The organism is Legionella lytica (assembly GCF_023921225.1).
Taxonomy (GTDB): domain Bacteria; phylum Pseudomonadota; class Gammaproteobacteria; order Legionellales; family Legionellaceae; genus Legionella; species Legionella lytica.
The window spans coordinates 369,432-389,235 of sequence record NZ_CP071527.1; the positions used below are offsets into that span (position 1 = coordinate 369,432).

The following is a 19,804-nucleotide window of genomic DNA, read 5'->3' on the forward strand; positions in this document are numbered from 1 at the left end:
TTCTGAAAAAGGAGTATTAATGTGGGGTTTGCTAAGCCTCACATTGCGATATAGGCCAACGGGAGAGTTGCATGCCTGGAAAAATAGACTTGTTTAAAGCAGCTTTAGGGAATGAGGCTTACATAGCTGAAATTAACAGCAACGCGAGTTCGCAACTCAAATTTATACACACGCTTGAAGAAAATGAATTTACGCCGCAAGAATTAATTGAATTAATTAATGTAATGCATGAGCCAAAAGTACGAACCTTGTTAATCGTGCGTCTTTTAGGACAAAGTGATTATTTAATTAATTTAAAAGGTGAATCGGTGCTAAGCCGAATTGCATTTAAAGAATCCCGTACGGAACCCTCTCGCCTGAATGCCTGGGTCCATCAACTTGATGTAACGATACTTACTACGGAACTCATTAACAAATTAGATCCAGAGGCCGCGGTAAGTTTACTTTGCTCTATCCCTCATTTTCATCAATTAAGCACCACCCAGGTCCAAGCTTTATTACATAAATATTTGCACCGAGAGTTAATTTTTTATTGGGTACGGCACTATGCCTTCTTACCCAATGCACATTATGTATTAGCTCATTTAATGAAGGTCATTTATTCAGAAATTATTGATGCCATAAAAGAGCAGGAATCAAGCAAGCAAGTATTACTTACCTCAACAATTATCGAGCACTTACCTTTATTTCATCCGCTACCTAAAAAATTGCTTTTGCTGATCAATAAAGAGTCTCATTTGATTTTGGCAATGAAACTTTATCTGAATGGGCATTATTACGAGGCATACACCTCATTTATTAAACAAGTTACGAACAGCTTACTTCACGCCAATCATGTCTTTTCTGCGGAAGCAATCGAGTTATTGTTGGCTTTAGAAAATGTTTCAGAGCTTAAAGAGATTCAAGTTAGGACGCGTGAACTTACCAGTAATTATTTTTGTGCCTATTTAAAAACGAATGCATTAGCTGGTAGCACCTACCCTTTATACCATAACGGGCGTCTCAATATACAAAAGATAATACAACATGTGGTTCTTGATGATGCTCCGAATCCATCTCAATTACTGAATGATGAAATGGAAACGACTGTAAATGAGTTTCTTGCCAAATATCAATCCATTAACTTTTTCGAGTACTTCCTTATCCATTATCGCGGCGATATAAAACCTATTGAGCGATTAATTAATGATTATCTTGGTCATTTTACTGAAACAAGAGCGTCGAGGCAGAGCGAAGCAAGTCAGCGACTAATTTTTTTACTGCATAACGATCAATTAGACTCTCGCCTTAAAGACGCAATATTCTCTGCGGTGCTGCAACAGGCTGTACCTTATAATGAGCGAATTACCCAAAAATTGTTTCTATATGATGCAAGCGCAACCTTACGCCATTTTGGTTTCATGGGAGGAGAAAGTAATTATCAAGTGATTGTTAATCTATGCTCATGGGCATTAAATGATTTAACCATCATAGACCAAGATATTATTCAAATCGTGCGACAGGCTCAGGCTGAAGCGGAATTTGAGCTTCAGCTTTGCAATCGCAATGGACCCTTTTCTGGTTTAATCAAATACATTAAACGATGTTGGTTTTATGGCTGGAGCGGATTTTTCACGCCCAAGAACCCTATTTACGTAATTCCAGAATCGATGATGCCAGCAGCAGTCAGCGTGGCGAATCCCTCACCGCTTGAAACAACGCTACCGATAGAAAAGGATATTCAAGTGCTCTTAAAAGAAATGGAGCCCCCTACCGCATTAACTCAGGGACAATTTGAAGCCTTGGCTAGAGCCTTAACGCGATATGCATTCTCCGACTCACCAAGTGATGAATTTGAAATCCGTATGAAGGTACAAGCTTTATTCAACTACGTCGTTCATCACAATGAAAACCAGCTCAGACTGTATGCTTGGTTAAAATGCAACCAAGGCCCATTTATGGAAAATCATTTTCGCCTATTAGCCTTATCATGTAGATTACGTCCTTTAAGCGAGACCGAACTATTAATAAAGCAAATAAACGATGGCCCTGATAAATTAATACGCGCTGCCGCAGAATATAATACTCCTCTACCGCAGCTAAATGATGAGCTGTTGGTTGTAACAAATGTCGTCACGGATGTGAACCAGGTGATGACAGTAACTAAAGACACCCTTTCTGCTTATTCTGCACAATTGGTTCAGGGTGCACAATCCACTTGGGGCTGGATGGTAAAAGGTTTTAACGATAGTTTTTTTGCCAAAGAGGATACGAAAAGTGGGGAGGAAAAAGGGGGGGGCTCATCGCCAACAACGACAGTGCACCTTTAGCTCCTTCTTCGTTGGGCTGGCTTCAATTTTGGGCTTAATTATTTCAAAATGCTCCATATGTCCCAGTTCGAATTTAGCAAACGGCTTAACAATCTCCTCTAAAATTGGCTTGAAATTGGTGATTTCGCCAAACAGGGATTTTCCGCTGTTCGAACCCATATGAGTCTCAAAATTGATATGCTTTATTAAGCCAAGTAAAAAATATGCTCTACATGGTCATATTATGGCACTTTGCTCTGTTCTTTGTCTCTTTATTAACGGATATAGGAAATTCACAAGCTGATTAGAGGAGGGGTGAGTAATAGCTTGACAATGAGGGCGCGTATGAGTCCGTATGTCATGGCGACAGGTCGCTGAATACATCGCCAGCGACGCTTTGTAACCTTGGCTGTCATATGGATAGAATCATTCCTTCATAGACGAACGTTGCAGGCCCTGTTAGGGTAATGGGCTTATCAAAGGCTGGCCAGTCAATAGTCAAATCACCACCAGATAAGGAAACGGTTATTTGTTGTTCGAGTTGATGATATAAGCGGCCAATAGCTGCTGCAGCAACTGCTCCACTGCCACAAGCTAGTGTCTCCCCACAGCCACGCTCATAAACTCTTAATTTGATTTGCCGTGAGCTAATAATCTGCATAAAGCCTACATTCACTTGCTCAGGAAAACGTGGATGATGGCTAATTTGTTGACCTAGAGAATGAACTGGCGCCATTTCGACATCATGGACTAATAAAACAGCATGCGGATTGCCAACGCTCAACGCATGAACAATTGCGGTCTCTCCGTCTTCCAGGTTTATGGTGTATGCTTCTGCTTGATGCTCAGCAATTAGGGGAATATCTTGAGGAGCCAGGCGCGGGATTCCCATATCAACACGAATGCTATTATCGGTATTAATCTGTAATTGCATTTGCGTGGTAGAGGTGGCAACCGTTAAACTATTTTTTGAGGTCAGGCCATACTGTTTCGCAAATGCGGCAAGACAACGCGCTCCGTTACCACATTGCCCAACCTCGTGGCCGTCTGCGTTAAAAATACGGTATTTAAAATCAATATCTGCACGATTGCTTGGTTCAATAAGTAACAGTTGATCAAAACCAATGCCTGTATGACGCTGTGCCAGCATGCAGATGAGCTCGGGGCTTAGATCAATTTTTTGATTAACACCATCAATGACAATGAAATCATTGCCTAGACCATGCATTTTAGTAAATTTTATACCCATATCGTTTATTTTGAGTTAGTGGTTTTGGTATTTTGTGTTTCAGGTTGTGGTAAATAGAGAGGGCCTTTTTGACCGCAGCCAGCAATAGTCAATATTGCCAAGAAGGCAACCAAGAGTAAACTAATATATTTCATTCAATCGCCCGTAAAACTTATTTGGTTTGAGCCTCAGCTCAGAATGAAATGGAGCATCGTTCTGAGCTGAGGTGTTGCAGCTAATTAATATTATTATTCTGCTGCTGCTTGCATTGGAAGAATAGCATAACGTCTCATGATGTTTTCCGCTTTCAAGCCATAAGCACCCATAGCACCAGGAACACCCACAGTAGTTAATGAACCGTTACCCGCATCAAATACTGGAGCTGCAGCAGCACCCACGCCCCATACAGTCGCGGTAGCAGTTACAGCAGATGCAGGAGTTCCACTACCATTAACAATCAACACCATATTGGGGTAAGCTGTTGTTGGCGCTGTGAAAGTAACAGCTCCAGTAGCAGTAGTTGCTGGAACGGTTGTAGTTGTTACATTGTCATATATAATGGTTGAAACAGAGCCTACAGTAGCTTTAAGTGGAGTAACTGCAACGCTAGTGATGTCAGTACAAGAAGTAGTACTGTGAGTCGCAGATGCATTCCATTTAACAGTTACAGTACCGTTATAAGCAACACTTGCAGTGGTTGAGCAAGGACCAGAACTATCGGATACTACCACAGAAAAGCTAGAAGCAGATGCCCCAGTATTTGTAGTGCTTACGTTACCTAAGCTGTTAACAACTACTAATTGTCCTGAACTTGGCGCAGCGGCTGCAGCAAATACAACGCCAGAAGTTAATGCAACAGCAAGAGTAGTGCGTAAAAATGTACGTTTAGTTGCTTCCATATTTAATACCATCCTTCTTTAAACTTTTTTTATTATTAATACAAATAATCAATCTAAAATAGCTATCCGTGGAACACACTGCAGCCCACTCGAACTAAAGTCTAGCACTACATTTTTGATTCTGCAGTAATTTTTTTTATTTATATTTAGGATTGGCAGCCTTGACATGACTAGTAAATGCAAGCCTTGATTTAAAAGGGGGCGGCTTTTCTGATATACGGGCATTTATATCGGAAAAGCCTTAATAATGAGCGAGTTATACCGAGGCATTAAGAGGGTTATTTACGACTACTTCCACCTCTTCCTCATTATTTTCAACTACTCTTTCCCCGGTTTCCTTTGCTGCTGAGGGTAATGGGCGAACCTTATTCAACTCATTAACAAAAGAGCTGCCTTGAGAGGCCCAGAAGTAAGGAGAGTTACCCGTAATTTTTACATAGGCTAGGAGGAAGAGCAGTCCAGGAAGAACCGCTGTCACTAAAATAGCGCTAGCAATAACGGTATTTTTCACATAGCGTATCCAGTCTTTATCACGATGTTTGTCCAGCTCTTGTGTTGCGACTTTTAATTTGTCATAAAATTCTTTTACTCGCTTCGAGGGCTTGGGGTGTGTAACCGTATCATTTAAGCTCTCTAGCAATGCGTTAAGATGCTCTATTTTCTTGCTTCTGGTCCCATTTTCGTCGCTGGTTGAGTTTTCTAATTTTCGCAAGTAATCTTCAGTTAATGGTCTTAACTTTTGGCTGATGAGTAAAAGGTTTTTTGCCTCTTCTTCGCTATTTAATGCAGCCTGGAACTTTTGGTTTTTTTGGGTTTTCTTTTTTATTTGCCTTTTTACGTTAGCATTTTCTTCATTCGTTGTATTTAATTGATCTTGTAACTCGCTCTTGTCATTATTTAGCTGTCCATTCGCGAGACGTAATTGTTCATTTTCATTTTCTAATGCGATTTGATTTTCTTTAGCTCGATCGACGATGCCGTAATTTTCAATAGCATAACGTTCTACTAATTCTGCAAAGGTTCCCGCTCTCGCAATAGGGGGAAGCTCATCGAGGTGATGACCATAGTAAAACTTTTGCGCAGCTCGCTCAACTAACGTAAGTGAGTTTTGGCGAAGTTTGAGTACATAAACACCAAAGTCGCCTGTCTTTTCAGGAACAAGATTACTTAAGGCACTTAAATCATTCATAAAGACTTGTATTTGTTCGTGGAGCTTTGCAAAAGCGTCCATACTATCAGCATATTGCTCTACAAAATTTCCAGCGAGTTCTTCAATGATATCGGTGTCGTTGTCATTCTCTTCATTGGAGCCAATTTTTGAGTGGTGTTGGTTAAAGTTTTCTTCGATTTTTACGATTAGTTCTGCACAGCCATTCATTGTGCTTAGCTGTTCAAAGATGTAGGCGATTTTAAGCGCGGGAGGATGGTCTGCCAATTCGTTGTATGCAGGTGACTCAATGATTTCTGCAACTGCCTCATTTATCGCGAAGTTAGTGCCGTTGACAGCAAATTGAGTGCTTAGATCATGAAAAAAACGTTGTAATCTTTTGTCTGTAGCCTCGTTAATGCGAGCATAGCTTTTAGTCAATATTTGATATTGATCTTCCAGTGTATCGCCAATTCCAGATACAGCCAGTGCGGTCAACTCAGAAACAAAGGTTTGTGCAATAACATCTTGCAGCGCAGATAACTCTTTAAATTTGTGAAGCAGGTTAATAATGGCATCAAATAGTTGTTGCTTTTCTGCTTGTTTATCTGCAGAACTCCAATCAACAGTCAGATAGTGAGTGCTCACTAATTGAATGACCCCACCAAACGTTTTGCTCACTACGTCCCGTGTTGCTTTATCGCGTAGGTTTGCATTTTTGTTATCTACTAGTATATAACTGTTGGTTAGATCCTCGATTTGATCGTGATCGGCCAGAGGCTTAATATTTTTTTCTAAGACGGCACTAACTTCATTAACTATTGCAGCAAGATTTTCGGGGGCGCGATCTAATTGGAACATGCTGAAAAAATATTCTTTTATTAGTGTGGCATGCTCATCATTAACAAAACCGGAGTTAATGGAAATAGCATCAGTAAGAAATCCATAAGTATGGTCTGTTTTACCGGAATCATCTTTGCGCAATATTCGACGCTGAGGCGTAACTCCCATCATAATATAACAGGTATTATTAAATGCCTCATATGCTTTTCGGTTTAGCGCGATTTTGTCATAAAGCTCGCGGAAGATGGCTGGGAAATTAAGTTTAGCGACATCAATTTTTTTATCGTTAGTCGATGCTGCATTAACGACTGGTTTGATTTGTTCGCTATGCTCATCGATTTTATCTGATACATCAAGCTGGACATCGTCTAGCTCTAGATCTTCAAAAATATCGGAAATTTCACTAAGATCGTCATCCTTTAGCATCATCGCATATTTTCGTCCTAAAGCCGTGTGCTTCTGAAAAAGCTCGCTGCTCAGATCTTTAAAGCTGACCCCATGTTGGTTTAAGAAGTCCAGCAATTTATAAATTAGTAATTTCTGAACATGCGTTGCTTTTACCGATGGATCGGTCATGACCACTTTTTGCTGTGAGCCATTATTTCCAGCAGAGCCTGTACCGTGATGACCCGGAATAGTATGGTATACAAACTTTTGTTCTGGTGATTCGGGTTGAATCCATGCTGGTGTAAATCCTAAGGAAGAATGTTCATTTTCGTAATACAGAATTTGCACATTTTTAGCAATCGGGGGGATGGTAAAATAACGATTGTCATACCAGGTTATGGGAAAGCAATCTCCAGGGACTGGATCAATACCAAAAAAGTTAATTGAGGCATTGGGTATATTCTTTTTTAACGATTCAAACCAGGTTTCGCGTTCTTCTTGAGGAATGAGCTGTAATTGCGCTTTTAAATGGGCGATAATGTCTGGAGTGTTATTAATCGGTTTTTTTGCGTTATGCCGTTCAGTTTGTTGACGGAATAACTCAGCAATGACTTCATCAATCGAGTTACAGGCAGCAATCATGTTTTGTATTGCCTGTACTTCATGCATAATCAACGTGGATTCAACTGCACCTCTACTATGGGCAATGATATTAACTGGTAGTTGGCCACGAGCAATTGCGAGTAATATTTCCGCAACACCAAAACCAATTTTTTCACCGACGTTTGCGCCACTTGTTGTAGGACCATTAACAACCGTAACTTCATCGGTTTTATAGGGGATGGGGCCTTGAGTTATCTCAGCCTTACCTTCCACCTGAACTTGCATGCTCACCAAACTTAATGATTCTCCTTTAGGATAATCACTAACCACTTCTCCTTTTTGTAATACACGTTCTTTTTTTATTTTTTTAGTAGTGGGAGATAGCTTGGTATCTGTACCCAACATAGTAAGGAGAAATGGTTTTGCTTTGCTGCCTGGCATTTTGCTACCTCTTAAAACACAGTAGACTATTGTAACACAGGATTGTCAATAAAATAAACAGATTTTAATTTGTTTTGCTCCTTTTTGATACGGTTTGATTACTAATAAATTTTTATCGAAAAAGGCTTTTCCTGTAAATATTGGCTTGGGATAACTTGCACTGTGCTGAGGCATTGGCGATAATTTGCCTTTTGCATTAAGGGGAACATTTTGAGTGTTTATATGAAAGAGCCCCAAGCTCCAGCACAAGCCTGTGTCATTTGGATGCATGGATTGGGTGCTGATGCTTCTGATATGGTCGGCTTGGCTGATCAATTGGTGGCAGGGGATGTGGCGTTACGCCATGTATTTATCAATGCGCCGGTGCGTCCAGTGACGCTCAATAATGGCATGGTAATGCCGGCTTGGTATGATATTCTAGGAATGGAATTGGTTGACCGACAAGATAAGGAAGGCATTGAACAGTCAGAATCCCTCATTCGAGAAGTGATGGATGCCCAATTACGTGATGGTTTTGTTTTTGAACAACTGTTTTTAGCGGGATTCTCTCAAGGTGGGGCAATGGCTTTGCATACTGCACTGCATACCCCTGCTCGTTTGGGAGGGGTTATTGCTTTATCAGCATATTTGCCTTTAGCGGATCACAATAGACCCAAGCTCGATAAGCATACGCCGATTTTTATGGGATCAGGACAATTTGATCCTTTAGTATTACCGAAGTGGGTTGAGATGAGTAAAGATTGGTTGTTAAACAATGGTTACACCTATCTTGCGGATCACAAGTATCCTATGGAGCATTCTGTGTGCATGGATGAAATTAGAGATATAAGCCTTTGGTTATGCCAGCACGCTCCTGGGAGTCTTTTATGACAATAGTAAAAAAATCAAGAACCGTAGGTTATTCCTGCGAACAAATGTTTCGTTTAGTAAATGAAGTAGAACATTATGCTCAGTTTCTACCGTATTGTGCAGAAAGTGTGGTGCATCATCGTGATGAAGACGAAGTACAGGCAACATTGGTGATTGGTGCTGCAGGGATGAGTAAATCCTTTACGACCCGTAATCGTTTGCAAATTAATAAGATGATTGAAATTCGTCTGGTTGATGGCCCATTCAGCCACTTGGAAGGGTTTTGGCGTTTTGACGAAGTTGATGAGGGGTGCAGGGTTTCTTTTGACTTAGAGTTTGAATTTGCTGGCCGCATGTTTTCTATGTTGCTTGGTCCGGTTTTTGAACAAGTAACTGATAAAATGGTTGATTCATTTTGTGAACGGGCAAGGGCAATTTATGGTGAAGGTTGAGCTCGTTTATATTGATAGGGAACAGCAAACAGTGCATCAGCGACTGGAGTTGCAATCAGGTGCAACCGTTGCTGATGCTTTGCATGCCTCAGGAATACATCATTCTCATCCAGAAACTATAGATATGCCGGTCGGAATTTATGCGAAACAAGTGGCATTAGACACGGTACTTAAAGAAGGGGATCGAGTAGAAATCTATCGTTCTTTATCTTTGGATCCTAAAGAGAACCGACGACAAAAAGCTCGAGGAAAGAAGTAAATAAAAAATTTGGTGTAGGTTGGGCTTATGGCCCGACATTTTATTTGGCAAATATTTAATTGTTATCTGACTCAATGGATTCAGATAGGTGAGCGTCGGGCCATGGGCCCGACCTACGTGAAATTAGATTCGTTCGATCCGTTTCAAGGTTCCGTGAGAGAAATACAAACTCACTCTTTTCATCGTCATATTGCCATGGCCACGGCGCCAAGTATAGGCATAATCCCAACGGTCATTATTAAACGTAGGGCTTAATAAACTGGTACCCATCAAGATGGCAACATCATTCTTACTCATGCCAACTTTTAAACGTTTTAGCTTGGATTCAGGTAATAAGTTTCCTTGCTGAGCTATTCGACGTGCAAAGTCAAAGGAGGTGCATTGAGTTAGGGTTAAGGTACATAAAATACCAAGGAGTAAAGCTATTATTCTCATTTTTTTGCCTACCGTGAAAAATTTCGCCATAATAGCACGTCATTTACTGAAAGACACCTGCAAGGTATATAGAACTTCGTGATCTTAGAGAAAATAGTCGAACCAGGAGCATCGATGGATGAAAGTAAGCAATTAAAAAGTGCCGGATTAAAAATAACCTTACCGCGTTTAAAAGTATTGCAGATTTTAGAACAGTCTAGCAATCATCACTTAAGCGCTGAAGGGGTTTATAAGGCATTATTAGAAACCGGTGAAGACGTCGGCCTGGCGACGGTGTATCGTGTGTTAACCCAATTTGAAAATGCCGGCTTAGTCACTCGTCATAATTTTGAAGGCGGTCATTCTGTCTTTGAATTAAGCCAAGGCGAGCACCATGATCATTTAGTTTGTGTGAAGTGCGGTTATGTCGAAGAATTTGTTGATGAGATTATCGAACAACGGCAAAAAGAGATTGCTGAACGTGCTAATTTTAGGATGACCGATCACGAGTTAAATATTTATGGGATCTGTCGGCGCTGCCATTAATTGCTGATTGTAAAATGTGGGTTTGGTCTATGGCCAAACCTACAAGCTATTGAGAACAGAGCAGATTCTCTACTATTTTTCACCTACGACATCGTCTCTTTTACCTAACAAAAAATAAGTCTTTATCGGCCCAAAACCTTTTACCGTAATCGTATCATAAGGTTCAATAATGAACTCTTCCTCCAGCATAAAAGCCATCTTTTCCGAGATGTGAATCTTATTAGGCAGAGCACTTTTTTCTAAGCGACTGGCTAAATTGACTACGTTGCCCCAGACATCGTATAAAAATTTCTTATGCCCAATTACTCCCGCAATTACTGTTCCATAGGTCATACCTATGCGAAATTGCAGATTCATTTGCTGTGATATGTTAAAGGCGTGCATACGTTCTAAAACAGCAAGAGAATAATTTGCCATATTTATAGCATGGCGAGTGGTTTGCACGGGAACACCAGAAACTGCCATATAGTTGTCACCAATCGTTTTCACTTTTTCTACATGGTATTGCTCGGTAATACTATCGAGTTCTGCAAACAATTTGTTCAAAATGGTGACTGTTTTTTTAGGGCCTAATTGGTCGGTTAATTCACTGAAATTAATAATGTCCGCAAACATCACACTTGCTTGAGGATATTCATCCGCAATGTTTTGCTCACCTAACTTAAGGCGAGAGGCGATTGATTCGGGTAAGATATTGAGCAGCAGCAAGTCATTTTCTTCATTGGCTTTAGATAAAGATCTTAGAGTTTGCACTATCGAAAATATCATGATGATTGTTGATAAAAATGCAAGCCCTAAGGATATGGAAATGGTATGCTGTACTTGGGCCTCAATGCTGAGAATGGTGCGTTGAACGCGTGAGTTGACCTGTGCAAAAAATTCCCGAATGGGTTGCATGACTTCCGTTTTGGTATTCATGTACTCATCATTAAAGAGCAGTTTTTGCGCCAGATCTGGATCTGGTTTTCCCTGGATGTTGTAATGTCCTGAGCTGTCTTGAAATTTTCCATCTACGGCATTCATCGCCTTTATTTCGATTTGCGTTAATGTATTACTTTTATTTTCAGCCTTAGCCAGAAGGGCAAACTCGTTTAAGGTGAAATGATGTTCTAACATCATTTCTGCCAGAGATTTAGGTGTTTGATAGTCTTTGGGGCTTTTGTTGGCAATAATTAAATCCCAATAGGGTTCGTCATATTTCACCGGGCGGGGTGCCAGACCATTACGTATTGCTAAGACTTGCTCATAATAATTTCGGTATTTTTTATTGCTGGTTGTCACATAAAGACGAGCCATAGTGGTTAAATCATCCGAGCTTTGGCGTAATTCATCGGCGATTGAATAGGCTTTGTGGCGATCCAACTCGATGAACATTTCTTGTGCGGAGTAGTATTTTAATTTAAATAAACAATAAATTAGGCAAATTAGCGTAATTGCCAAAAAGAAAAAAAAGCAGTTGATAAGCCGAGTATTTTTCAAATTTAATTTCATGCACATTAACCGTGTGTAAACAGCTAGTTATTATTAAAAAGATAGACTATTTTGTGCTAACCAGGGTATTTTTAATAACTAATTTTAAATGCTATTCTTTAAGAGTAAGTAATTGTATTTTTTTCATTTAGGACAAGCAGTATTAATTAGGATTATTTAATGAAATTATTATTTTTAGGCACCGCAAGTGGATTGGGTAGCGATCCTTTGAATTATCAATCCAATATGCTGCTTCTTACAGATAATGGCAAAAAGCTATTAATTGATTGTGGTACCGATATTCGCTTTTCATTAACTAAAGCCAATTATACTGCTGAAGAGATCGATGCGGTTTATATTAGCCATTTGCATGCAGACCATGTGGGTGGTATGGAGTGGTTTGCACTACAACGCAAGTTTGTGTCGCATAATGGAAAGCCTTTGCTGATTGTGCATGAAGAGTTGGCTGATATGCTTTGGGAGCATTCGCTTAGTGGTGGTTTAAAAACCCTGAATGAGGTTGATGCAACATTGGGTGATTTCTTTTCGGTGCAAACGGTTGCTAATGGACAATGCTTTGAATGGGAGGGGTTACAAATAAATTTGATTAAAACCGTCCACGTGCATTCCAATGGCTGTTTAATGCCATGTTATGGTTTGGATATCACCTACCAAGAAAAGAAATTTTTTATCACTGCGGACACGCAATTTACTCCTGACCAGTTTAAAAAATACTATGAAGAAGCCACTATTGTGTTTCATGATTGTGAAACTTTGTTGACACCCAGTGGCGTGCATGCTCATTTTGAGCAGTTAACCACTTTAGATCCCGAAATTAGGTCAAAAATGTGGCTTTACCACTATAATGATGGGGCTTTGCCCGATATAAGTACCCATGGATTTCGGGGATTTGTTCGTTGTGGGCAAATTATTGACTTAAGTTAGTAATACCTTGATTATGCGGGTTAAAATGCTCGCAAAATCTTATTTTGCCCATATTTTATTGTTATACTGCTAAGCTATTTACTTGATGTGACAGGGACTGTTTTATGTGGATTGTATGGATTGCACTGTCGCGACCTTACACCTTTATTGTTTTAGCGCTGATGCTACTCATCATTGGCCCATTAACAATAATGCGCACTCCTACCGATATTTTTCCAGATATTAATATTCCTGTCGTTAGTGTAGTGTGGAATTACACAGGCTTGCCGCCTGATGAAATGGGGAACCGCATCACTAGTGTTTTTGAGCGAGCCGTAACGACTACGGTTAATGATATTGAGCATATTGAATCGGAATCCTTGCTTGGTGTCAGTGTTACCAAATTGTTTTTCCATCCCGGGGTCAATATTGATGTGGCTCTAAGCCAGGTAACGGCGATTTCCCAAACTATATTAAAAAACCTACCCCCAGGCTCATTACCGCCATTAATTCTAAATTATAAAGCATCAACAGTACCTGTATTGCAATTAGTATTATCCAGCGCAACTATTCCCGAGCAAAACCTGAATGACTTAGCGAATAACTTTTTACGCTCACAGCTTGCGACAGTGCAGGGGGCTGCAATTCCTTTTCCCTATGGTGGGAAAACTCGGCAAATTCAAGTCGATCTCGATCCCAAAGCCATGCAAACCTATGGCGTATCGGCTCAACAAATTAATGCGGCAATTGGAGCACAAAACTTAATTGTTCCTGCGGGGACTCAAAAGATTGGTTCTTATGAGTACATTGTCAAACTTAATGGCAGCCCACTTGTTGTTGATCAAATGAATGATTTTCCGGTTGCATCTACTCCTGGACGAGTGCTTTTTATTCGTGATGTCGCCCATGTACGAGATGGGTTTGCGCCCCAGACGAATATCGTACGGGTGGATGGACAGCGTGCAGTAATGATGTCCATTCAAAAATCAGGTAATGCATCTACTTTAGATATTATTAAGCAAATCAAAGAGTTGTTGCCTAAAGTTAAAGATATTTTGCCGGAAGGCTTAAATTTGACGCAATTCGCGGACCAATCAATCTTTGTGACGGCGGCGATTCAAGGGGTTATTATGGAAGGGATGATTGCTGCCGCATTAACTGGACTGATGATTTTACTCTTCTTAGGTAGCATTCGTAGTACTTTTATTATTACGATCTCAATTCCTTTATCAATCATTGCTTCAATTACCATTCTCTCTGCGTTGGGTGAAACCATTAACATTATGACCCTAGGTGGATTGGCTCTGGCTGTAGGAATCTTAGTTGATGATGCGACGGTTGCGATTGAAAATATTAATTGGAATTTGGAGCAAGGCAAAGAAGTAGAACAATCGATTTTGGATGGCGCGAAACAAATTGCTATCCCCGCGTTAGTATCTACTTTATGTATTTGTATTGTGTTTGTACCCATGTTTTTCTTAGGGGGTGTTGCGCAGTATTTATTTGTTCCCTTGGCTGAAGCCGTTGTCTTCGCCATGCTGATGTCTTATATTTTGTCACGGACCTTAGTTGCTACCTTAGCCAAATATCTATTAAAGAAACATGATTTGTCCGCAGATAAACCTGCAAGCAGCAATCGTTTCGTGCGTATGCATGAGGCTTTTGAACATAAATTTGCAGAGTTTCGTCTGCGCTATTGTGATTTGCTTGCTTCGGCTTTAAAAAACGCAAAGTTTTTTATTCCTTGTTTTTTAGCTATTGTCTTGGTTTCCTTATTTTTGCTCTGGCCGTGGTTAGGTTCTGATTTTTTCCCAAATGTAGATGCTGGACAAATTAAATTGCATATACGAGCCCCAACCGGAACTCGGGTTGAGGATACTGCTCGCCTCGTTGATAACGTGGATACCGTAATTCGCCATATTATTCCCGCGGATGAGCTAGATAGTATTGTGGATAATATAGGCTTGCCAGTAAGTGGTATTAACTTGTCTTACAGTAACTCGGCAACGATTGGGCCTGAAGATGCGGATATTTTAATTTCCTTAAAAGAGGGGCATCGTCCTAGCCCTGATTATGTTCGTAAATTAAGAACGGTTTTAAATAATGAGTTTCCCTCTGTCTCCATTGCTTTTTTACCGGCAGATATTGTGAATCAAATTATTAACTTTGGGCTACCCTCACCAATTAATATTCAAATTATTGGCTTAAAAAGAAAAGAGAATGCTCAATATGCGAATCAGTTGATGCGTAAACTTAAATTGATTCCTGGCCTTGCTGATGTGCGTACTCGGCAAGCAGATAATTATCCGACTTTATTGGTTGATGTGGATCGGAGCCTTTCTAAAGAAATCGGTTTTACTCAATCGGATATTGCATCGGATTTATTAATTAGTTTATCCGGAAGCTTTCAAACCTCTCCGACTTTTTGGCTTGATCCTCGGAATGGCGTTTCATATCCAGTAGTTACGCAAGCACCACAATATGTGATGAATTCGCTACAGGCCTTGGAGAATCTTCCTATTGGAACCTTAACCCTGCCAAGCCAAGTACAAATTTTAGGAGCGGTGAGTCAGGTCAAGCGCACTTGGACCTCTGCCGTTGAGTCCCACTATAATGTGCAGCCGGTAATTGATATTTTTGCCTCAATACAAGACCGTGATCTTGGCGCTGTGGCTAAGGACATTCAAAAGGTATTGAATGAGACCAAAAAAGATTTGCCTAAAGGTTCTTCGGTTGCGATTCGAGGGCAAATAGATACCCAAGCTCATGCCTTTTCAGGTCTTTATTGGGGCTTAGCATTTTCTATTTTACTGGTATACCTGTTGATTGTTATTAATTTTCAATCTTGGTTGGATCCTTTTATCATCATTACTGCATTACCTGCCGCATTAGCTGGAATTGCCTGGATGTTGTTTTTAACCCATACCCCGTTAAGTGTACCAGCATTGACTGGGGCAATTATGTGTATGGGGGTGGCCACTGCCAACAGTATTTTGATCATTAGTTTTGCCAGAGATCATTTGTCGACCACGCCTAATCCTTTTACGGCTGCACTTGAAGCAGGAAGAGCCCGTTTGCGTCCTGTATTAATGACTGCTTCTGCCATGGTGATCGGCATGTTACCTATGGCTTTGGGTTTGGGTGATGGTGGCGAGCAAAATGCACCTTTAGGAAGGGCGGTAATCGGTGGTTTATCGTTTGCAACTATAGCCACGCTCTTTTTTGTGCCGACGGTTTTTTATGTAATTCACGAGCGTAAATTGAACGCGAAGACGAAGCAAAGGAACAAAAATGTTTGAAAAAATGCAATTACACCTTAAAGACAAACGGCATCGTCATTATGTGATCGGCATTGCTATTTTCTTACTTATTGTGCTGTTGCTGATTATCTTTCGCATTCATGCCGCCATTGTTTTACGTAACCGCACCATTGCCGAGGCGGTCACTGTAGTGCGGGTTCTTGAGGCAACGACGGCGAAGGGAACAGACAAAATTATTTTGCCAGGTAACGTTTGGGCCTGGCATGAAGCTCCTATTTTTGCGCGTACGAATGGCTATGTGCGAACGTGGTATGTTGATATTGGTAGTCATGTTAAGGCTGGTGATTTACTTGCTGAAATTGAAACGCCAGAACTTGATGCTCAACAGCGTCAAGCCGTAGCTGATTTAAATACGGCAATTGCTAACAGTACTCTCGCTCAATCTACCGCAAAGCGTTGGGTGAATTTATTAAAAACCGATTCGGTATCCAAGCAAGAAACCGATGAGAAGGTAAGCAGTGCGAAGGCGCTGCAAGCCGCAATGGTTTCTGCCAAAGAAAACCTTGTGCGTTTAAACAAGTTAGTTGGGTTTCAGCGAGTCATCGCACCTTTTGATGGAGTAATTACTGCGCGTGCTACCGACATAGGTGCTTTGATTAATGAGGGCAGTAGTACCACCGCGAAACCTTTATTTCGTATTGCGCAAACAAATCCGCTGCGCATTTATGTCAAGGTACCGCAAAATTTATCCACCCGCCTGACAGACGACATGCAGGTCAGCTTACATTTTTCAGAACATCCAAATAAAGTGTTTATGGCGAAATTGTTCGAGACGGCTAGAGCCATTGATCCGAACACACGCACGTTGTTGGCGCAATTTACGGCAGAAAATAAAGAGGAGTTGATGTTATCGGGTAGTTATACCGAAGTTTGGTTTACCTTTCCGCTGCCACCTAATACGGTGCGTTTGCCGGTTAATACCTTAATTTTCCAAGCAGCAGGTTTACAGGTTGCGGTGGTCGATAAAAACAATAAGATTCAATTAAAATCAGTAACCATCCGTCGCGATTTTGGTGCTGAAGTGGAAATTGCTACCGGCGTGACCCCTGGGGAACGCATAGTCTTAAATCCCCCGGATTCAATTTCCAATGATGAAGTGGTACGGGTAGCCTCATGAAAAAACTGAGTATTTCTAGTTTAATGGTTTGGGTTTTAGCCGGTTGCTCACTGGCACCAAAATATGAGCGCCCGTTCATGCCTGTTCCGGAGCATTTTAAAGAGACTGGAACTTGGAAAAAAGTAACGGCCAAACCGCGGTTGGTTAAGCCGGATGCTTGGTGGCAAGCCTTTAATGATCCAATTCTTAATGATTTGGAAGAGCGCTTGACGATGGCGAACCAAGATTTAAAAATAGCATTTGCCCACTATCAGGATGCTTATGCGTTAGCTCAAGTTGCGCGCGCAGCCCTTTTCCCTACATTGCAGGGGTTATTCAACGGGGACAGGCAGCAAAACTCACGCACGGTTGCAAATCCGCCTACGGTTTTTGTTTATAATCAATTTTTAGCAGGTGGTTATCTCAGTTATGAGCTTGATGCCTGGGGAGCTGTTCGTAATCAAATCGTTGCCACCGCTCAGACGGCGAAGGCTAGTGCTGCTGATGTGGCTGCGATTCATCTGAGCTTACACGCGGAGCTTGCTAGTGATTATTTTGCGTTAAGGGGCAGTGATGAACAGCAACGTATTTTAGATCAAACCGTTGCTGCTTATAAGAAGGCGCTTTATTTAACTCAACAACGTCATAAAGGAGGAGCGGCTCCTATTGCTGATGTGGATGAGGCGGAAACACAACTGCAAAATGCCAAAACTATGGCAGAAGAGATGCGCTTAAATCGAGCGCAGTTGGAACATGCCATTGCTGTGTTAGTAGGGGAGATTCCCTCTAATTTTTCTTTAGCTCCAGCGAAACTCCCGAAGAAACTCTTAGCTATTGCGCCGAATATGCCATCAACCTTATTAGAGCGTCGACCGGATATTGTGGCGGCTGAGCATCGAGTGCAATCGGCTAATGCCAGTATAGGTGTTGCTCGAGCGGCCTTTTTTCCGCAATTTAATTTAACTGGAAGTGGTGGTTTTCAAAGTCGCTCTATAGGGAATCTAATTTCTAAGCCCAGCGTGTTTTGGTCTATTGGGCCCTTGAGTTTGTTAACGCTTATCCAACCAATTGCCGAAGTTACCGTTTTCGATGGGGGGCGATTACGCAGCTTATTAAATCAGGCCAAAGCTGATTATTTTGCTGCTGTAGCAGCTTATCGGAAGGCGGTTTTAACGGGATTCCAGGATGTTGAGGATAATCTTATTGCGATGAAGCAATTGGATAAGGAGCGTGTAACGCAGGATGCTGCGACTCGAGCGGCAATGCGTGCCTGGGTTCAAGAGCAATATCGCTATCAGGGGGGGTTAGTGACCTTTTTACAAGTTGTGGTTGCTGAAAATATTGCATTGCAGTCCGAACTTGCTTCAGTCAATATTCGTACGCGTCGACAAATCGCTAGTGTGCAGTTGATTAAAGCGTTAGGTGGAGGATGGTCTTTTGATGTGACTAAGGCTAAAGGAACTAAAAATGCATAAAAGTAACCCTGGTTGCAAGCAACCAGGGTTACATTACTACGAGTAAGTGATGGATTATGCGGTTACTCGTGCCACTAACTGCGGTTCTGCGGAATAAGCATTGGTTGTTGCCCCAATAATCATTTGCGTTACTTTGTTAAGAAGGCTGAACGTGAGTGAAGCCGCGAGGCAGGCTACACCCACTTGGAGTATTGCTGTTCCTAAAATAGCAGCTCCCATACAACCTGCAGTAAAAGCAAAGGCCGCTCTGAAGCCAGTATTTTCCATGAAGTCAAGAAAAGAGCTAGATTGATCGAAATAGTCAGCATTAATGAATGCCTTATAGGCCATCATTGCTGGAACAACCAAAAGCGCTCCGCCTAAAGCTGCAGCACTTGCAGTCATAACGAGAGAGCCAACAGTTGGAATAGTAGCACCAATTAAAAGACCGCCAAAAACCCCATTTTTTGCAGCATTAAGAGCGCCAACACCAACATCTCCTACTAATTGTTTTGATTGGCGACTACGGAAAAAGTCAGTCATTTTTGTTTCTCATGATTAAATTTGGATTGATATGTTATTTAATTGATCAGTTCTTGTCAAGTCTAAGCTAGGAAGGAGGACGTATCAATAACTGCGTCACCCTAGGCGTTTACGATGAAGGCTCTCCTGAATGTAGCATGCTACTACAGATACCTCATTCAGGAGCTCTCTCACTGTATTCGAGATGACGCGCGTAAGAACGGACTGTTAATCCAATTTAATTGTATAGGAATAGCTACCCCAGCCATCATATTCAGTTTCAAGATAACGAATACCATTGCAAGATGCGTTTACTCTAGGGTGATTCATGTAGGGACCATCTTTGATGTCAAGTACGCACCAATTTTCTGCATCATAGGCGACAGTAACATGGGCATATCCACTTTTGCATTGATAAGAATCTCTGATAAGAAAGCTGCGTGGACCAATCACTTGCAGAATAATATCTTGATCGCTAAATGCATTGACAATATGAATCTCTGGGTGTGTGTCATCGCTTAAACGAAAATAATCTTTATAGCCACAGTAAAACTCTTTTGCATGAGCGTTCACTGCCATAAGGCTTGATGCTGCCAGTACAATCCATTTCTTCATTTTAAAGCACCTTATTGTTTAAAATCGAAACGGATTATAGAGAAAAA

The 19,804-nt window shown here is 41.1% G+C and carries 17 protein-coding genes; 9 read left to right on the forward strand and 8 right to left on the reverse strand.

Translation table 11 applies throughout. From position 1 onward, the window contains the following. Positions 1-71: 71 nt before the first annotated feature. Positions 72-2,309, forward strand: a complete 2,238-nt coding sequence (locus J2N86_RS01610; RefSeq protein ID WP_252580464.1) for a hypothetical protein — start codon at positions 72-74, stop codon at positions 2,307-2,309. Between the two features lie 391 nt (positions 2,310-2,700). Here J2N86_RS01610 and dapF read toward each other — a convergent pair whose 3' ends face one another. From dapF to J2N86_RS01630, 4 genes are all read right to left on the reverse strand, one after another. After that, positions 2,701-3,537 (reverse strand): diaminopimelate epimerase, encoded by an 837-nt coding sequence (gene dapF, locus J2N86_RS01615; protein WP_252580465.1) that lies wholly within the window; start codon positions 3,535-3,537, stop codon positions 2,701-2,703. A 5-nt stretch (positions 3,538-3,542) separates the two neighbouring features. Further along, positions 3,543-3,671 (reverse strand): LPS translocon maturation chaperone LptM, encoded by a 129-nt coding sequence (gene lptM / locus J2N86_RS01620; protein WP_252580467.1) that lies wholly within the window; start codon positions 3,669-3,671, stop codon positions 3,543-3,545. A gap of 93 nt (positions 3,672-3,764) precedes the next feature. Continuing rightward, positions 3,765-4,415 carry a hypothetical protein gene (locus J2N86_RS01625; protein WP_252580469.1) on the reverse strand — a complete coding sequence of 217 codons (651 nt, stop codon included), beginning with the start codon at positions 4,413-4,415 and terminating at the stop codon, positions 3,765-3,767. A 256-nt stretch (positions 4,416-4,671) separates the two neighbouring features. After that, positions 4,672-7,836 carry a hypothetical protein gene (locus J2N86_RS01630; RefSeq protein WP_252580471.1) on the reverse strand — a complete coding sequence of 1,055 codons (3,165 nt, stop codon included), beginning with the start codon at positions 7,834-7,836 and terminating at the stop codon, positions 4,672-4,674. Between the two features lie 222 nt (positions 7,837-8,058). Between J2N86_RS01630 and J2N86_RS01635 the strand changes: the two genes are divergently transcribed. Genes J2N86_RS01635 through J2N86_RS01645 form a run of 3 tightly spaced genes read left to right on the forward strand, consistent with a single transcriptional unit; the run spans position 8,059 to position 9,396 of the window. Beyond that, positions 8,059-8,706 (forward strand): alpha/beta hydrolase, encoded by a 648-nt coding sequence (locus tag J2N86_RS01635; RefSeq protein ID WP_252582317.1) that lies wholly within the window; start codon positions 8,059-8,061, stop codon positions 8,704-8,706. Continuing rightward, positions 8,703-9,137, forward strand: a complete 435-nt coding sequence (locus J2N86_RS01640; RefSeq protein WP_252580473.1) for a type II toxin-antitoxin system RatA family toxin — start codon at positions 8,703-8,705, stop codon at positions 9,135-9,137. The genes J2N86_RS01635 and J2N86_RS01640 overlap by 4 nt, the downstream gene beginning before the upstream one ends. Next, positions 9,124-9,396: an RnfH family protein gene (locus J2N86_RS01645; RefSeq protein ID WP_252580475.1), complete on the forward strand. Its 273-nt coding sequence runs from the start codon at positions 9,124-9,126 to the stop codon at positions 9,394-9,396. Before J2N86_RS01640 ends, J2N86_RS01645 begins: the two co-directional genes overlap by 14 nt. A gap of 123 nt (positions 9,397-9,519) precedes the next feature. On the opposite strand, the gene J2N86_RS01650 is transcribed toward J2N86_RS01645, so the two are convergent. Further along, positions 9,520-9,861, reverse strand: a complete 342-nt coding sequence (locus J2N86_RS01650; protein WP_252580477.1) for an outer membrane protein assembly factor BamE — start codon at positions 9,859-9,861, stop codon at positions 9,520-9,522. 84 nt (positions 9,862-9,945) lie between these two features. Here J2N86_RS01650 and fur point away from each other — a divergent pair, with 84 nt between their 5' ends. After that, the gene (gene fur / locus J2N86_RS01655) at positions 9,946-10,356 is read left to right on the forward strand and encodes a ferric iron uptake transcriptional regulator (RefSeq protein ID WP_252580479.1); all 411 of its coding nucleotides are present in this window, start codon (positions 9,946-9,948) and stop codon (positions 10,354-10,356) included. Positions 10,357-10,428: 72 nt separating this feature from the next. On the opposite strand, the gene J2N86_RS01660 is transcribed toward fur, so the two are convergent. Further along, positions 10,429-11,847 carry an adenylate/guanylate cyclase domain-containing protein gene (locus J2N86_RS01660; RefSeq protein WP_252580480.1) on the reverse strand — a complete coding sequence of 473 codons (1,419 nt, stop codon included), beginning with the start codon at positions 11,845-11,847 and terminating at the stop codon, positions 10,429-10,431. 159 nt (positions 11,848-12,006) lie between these two features. Here J2N86_RS01660 and J2N86_RS01665 point away from each other — a divergent pair, with 159 nt between their 5' ends. The 4 genes from J2N86_RS01665 to J2N86_RS01680 all read left to right on the forward strand — a co-directional run bounded on the left by J2N86_RS01665 (position 12,007) and on the right by J2N86_RS01680 (position 18,641). Next, positions 12,007-12,771, forward strand: a complete 765-nt coding sequence (locus J2N86_RS01665) for an MBL fold metallo-hydrolase (protein ID WP_252580482.1) — start codon at positions 12,007-12,009, stop codon at positions 12,769-12,771. A gap of 104 nt (positions 12,772-12,875) precedes the next feature. Beyond that, complete coding sequence (locus J2N86_RS01670) at positions 12,876-16,049, forward strand: efflux RND transporter permease subunit (protein WP_252580484.1); 3,174 nt, start codon at positions 12,876-12,878, stop codon at positions 16,047-16,049. Continuing rightward, on the forward strand, positions 16,042-17,187 hold the full coding sequence (locus tag J2N86_RS01675) for an efflux RND transporter periplasmic adaptor subunit (RefSeq protein ID WP_252580486.1): 1,146 nt from the start codon (positions 16,042-16,044) through the stop codon (positions 17,185-17,187). The genes J2N86_RS01670 and J2N86_RS01675 overlap by 8 nt, the downstream gene beginning before the upstream one ends. Next, on the forward strand, positions 17,184-18,641 hold the full coding sequence (locus J2N86_RS01680; protein ID WP_252580488.1) for an efflux transporter outer membrane subunit: 1,458 nt from the start codon (positions 17,184-17,186) through the stop codon (positions 18,639-18,641). Before J2N86_RS01675 ends, J2N86_RS01680 begins: the two co-directional genes overlap by 4 nt. A 54-nt stretch (positions 18,642-18,695) precedes the next feature. Here the strand turns inward: J2N86_RS01680 and J2N86_RS01685 are convergent, their stop codons facing one another. Both J2N86_RS01685 and J2N86_RS01690 read right to left on the reverse strand, forming a co-directional pair. Continuing rightward, the gene (locus J2N86_RS01685) at positions 18,696-19,163 is read right to left on the reverse strand and encodes a hypothetical protein (RefSeq protein ID WP_252580489.1); all 468 of its coding nucleotides are present in this window, start codon (positions 19,161-19,163) and stop codon (positions 18,696-18,698) included. A 207-nt stretch (positions 19,164-19,370) separates the two neighbouring features. Then, positions 19,371-19,757, reverse strand: a complete 387-nt coding sequence (locus tag J2N86_RS01690; RefSeq protein WP_252580491.1) for a hypothetical protein — start codon at positions 19,755-19,757, stop codon at positions 19,371-19,373. Positions 19,758-19,804 lie beyond the last annotated feature (47 nt).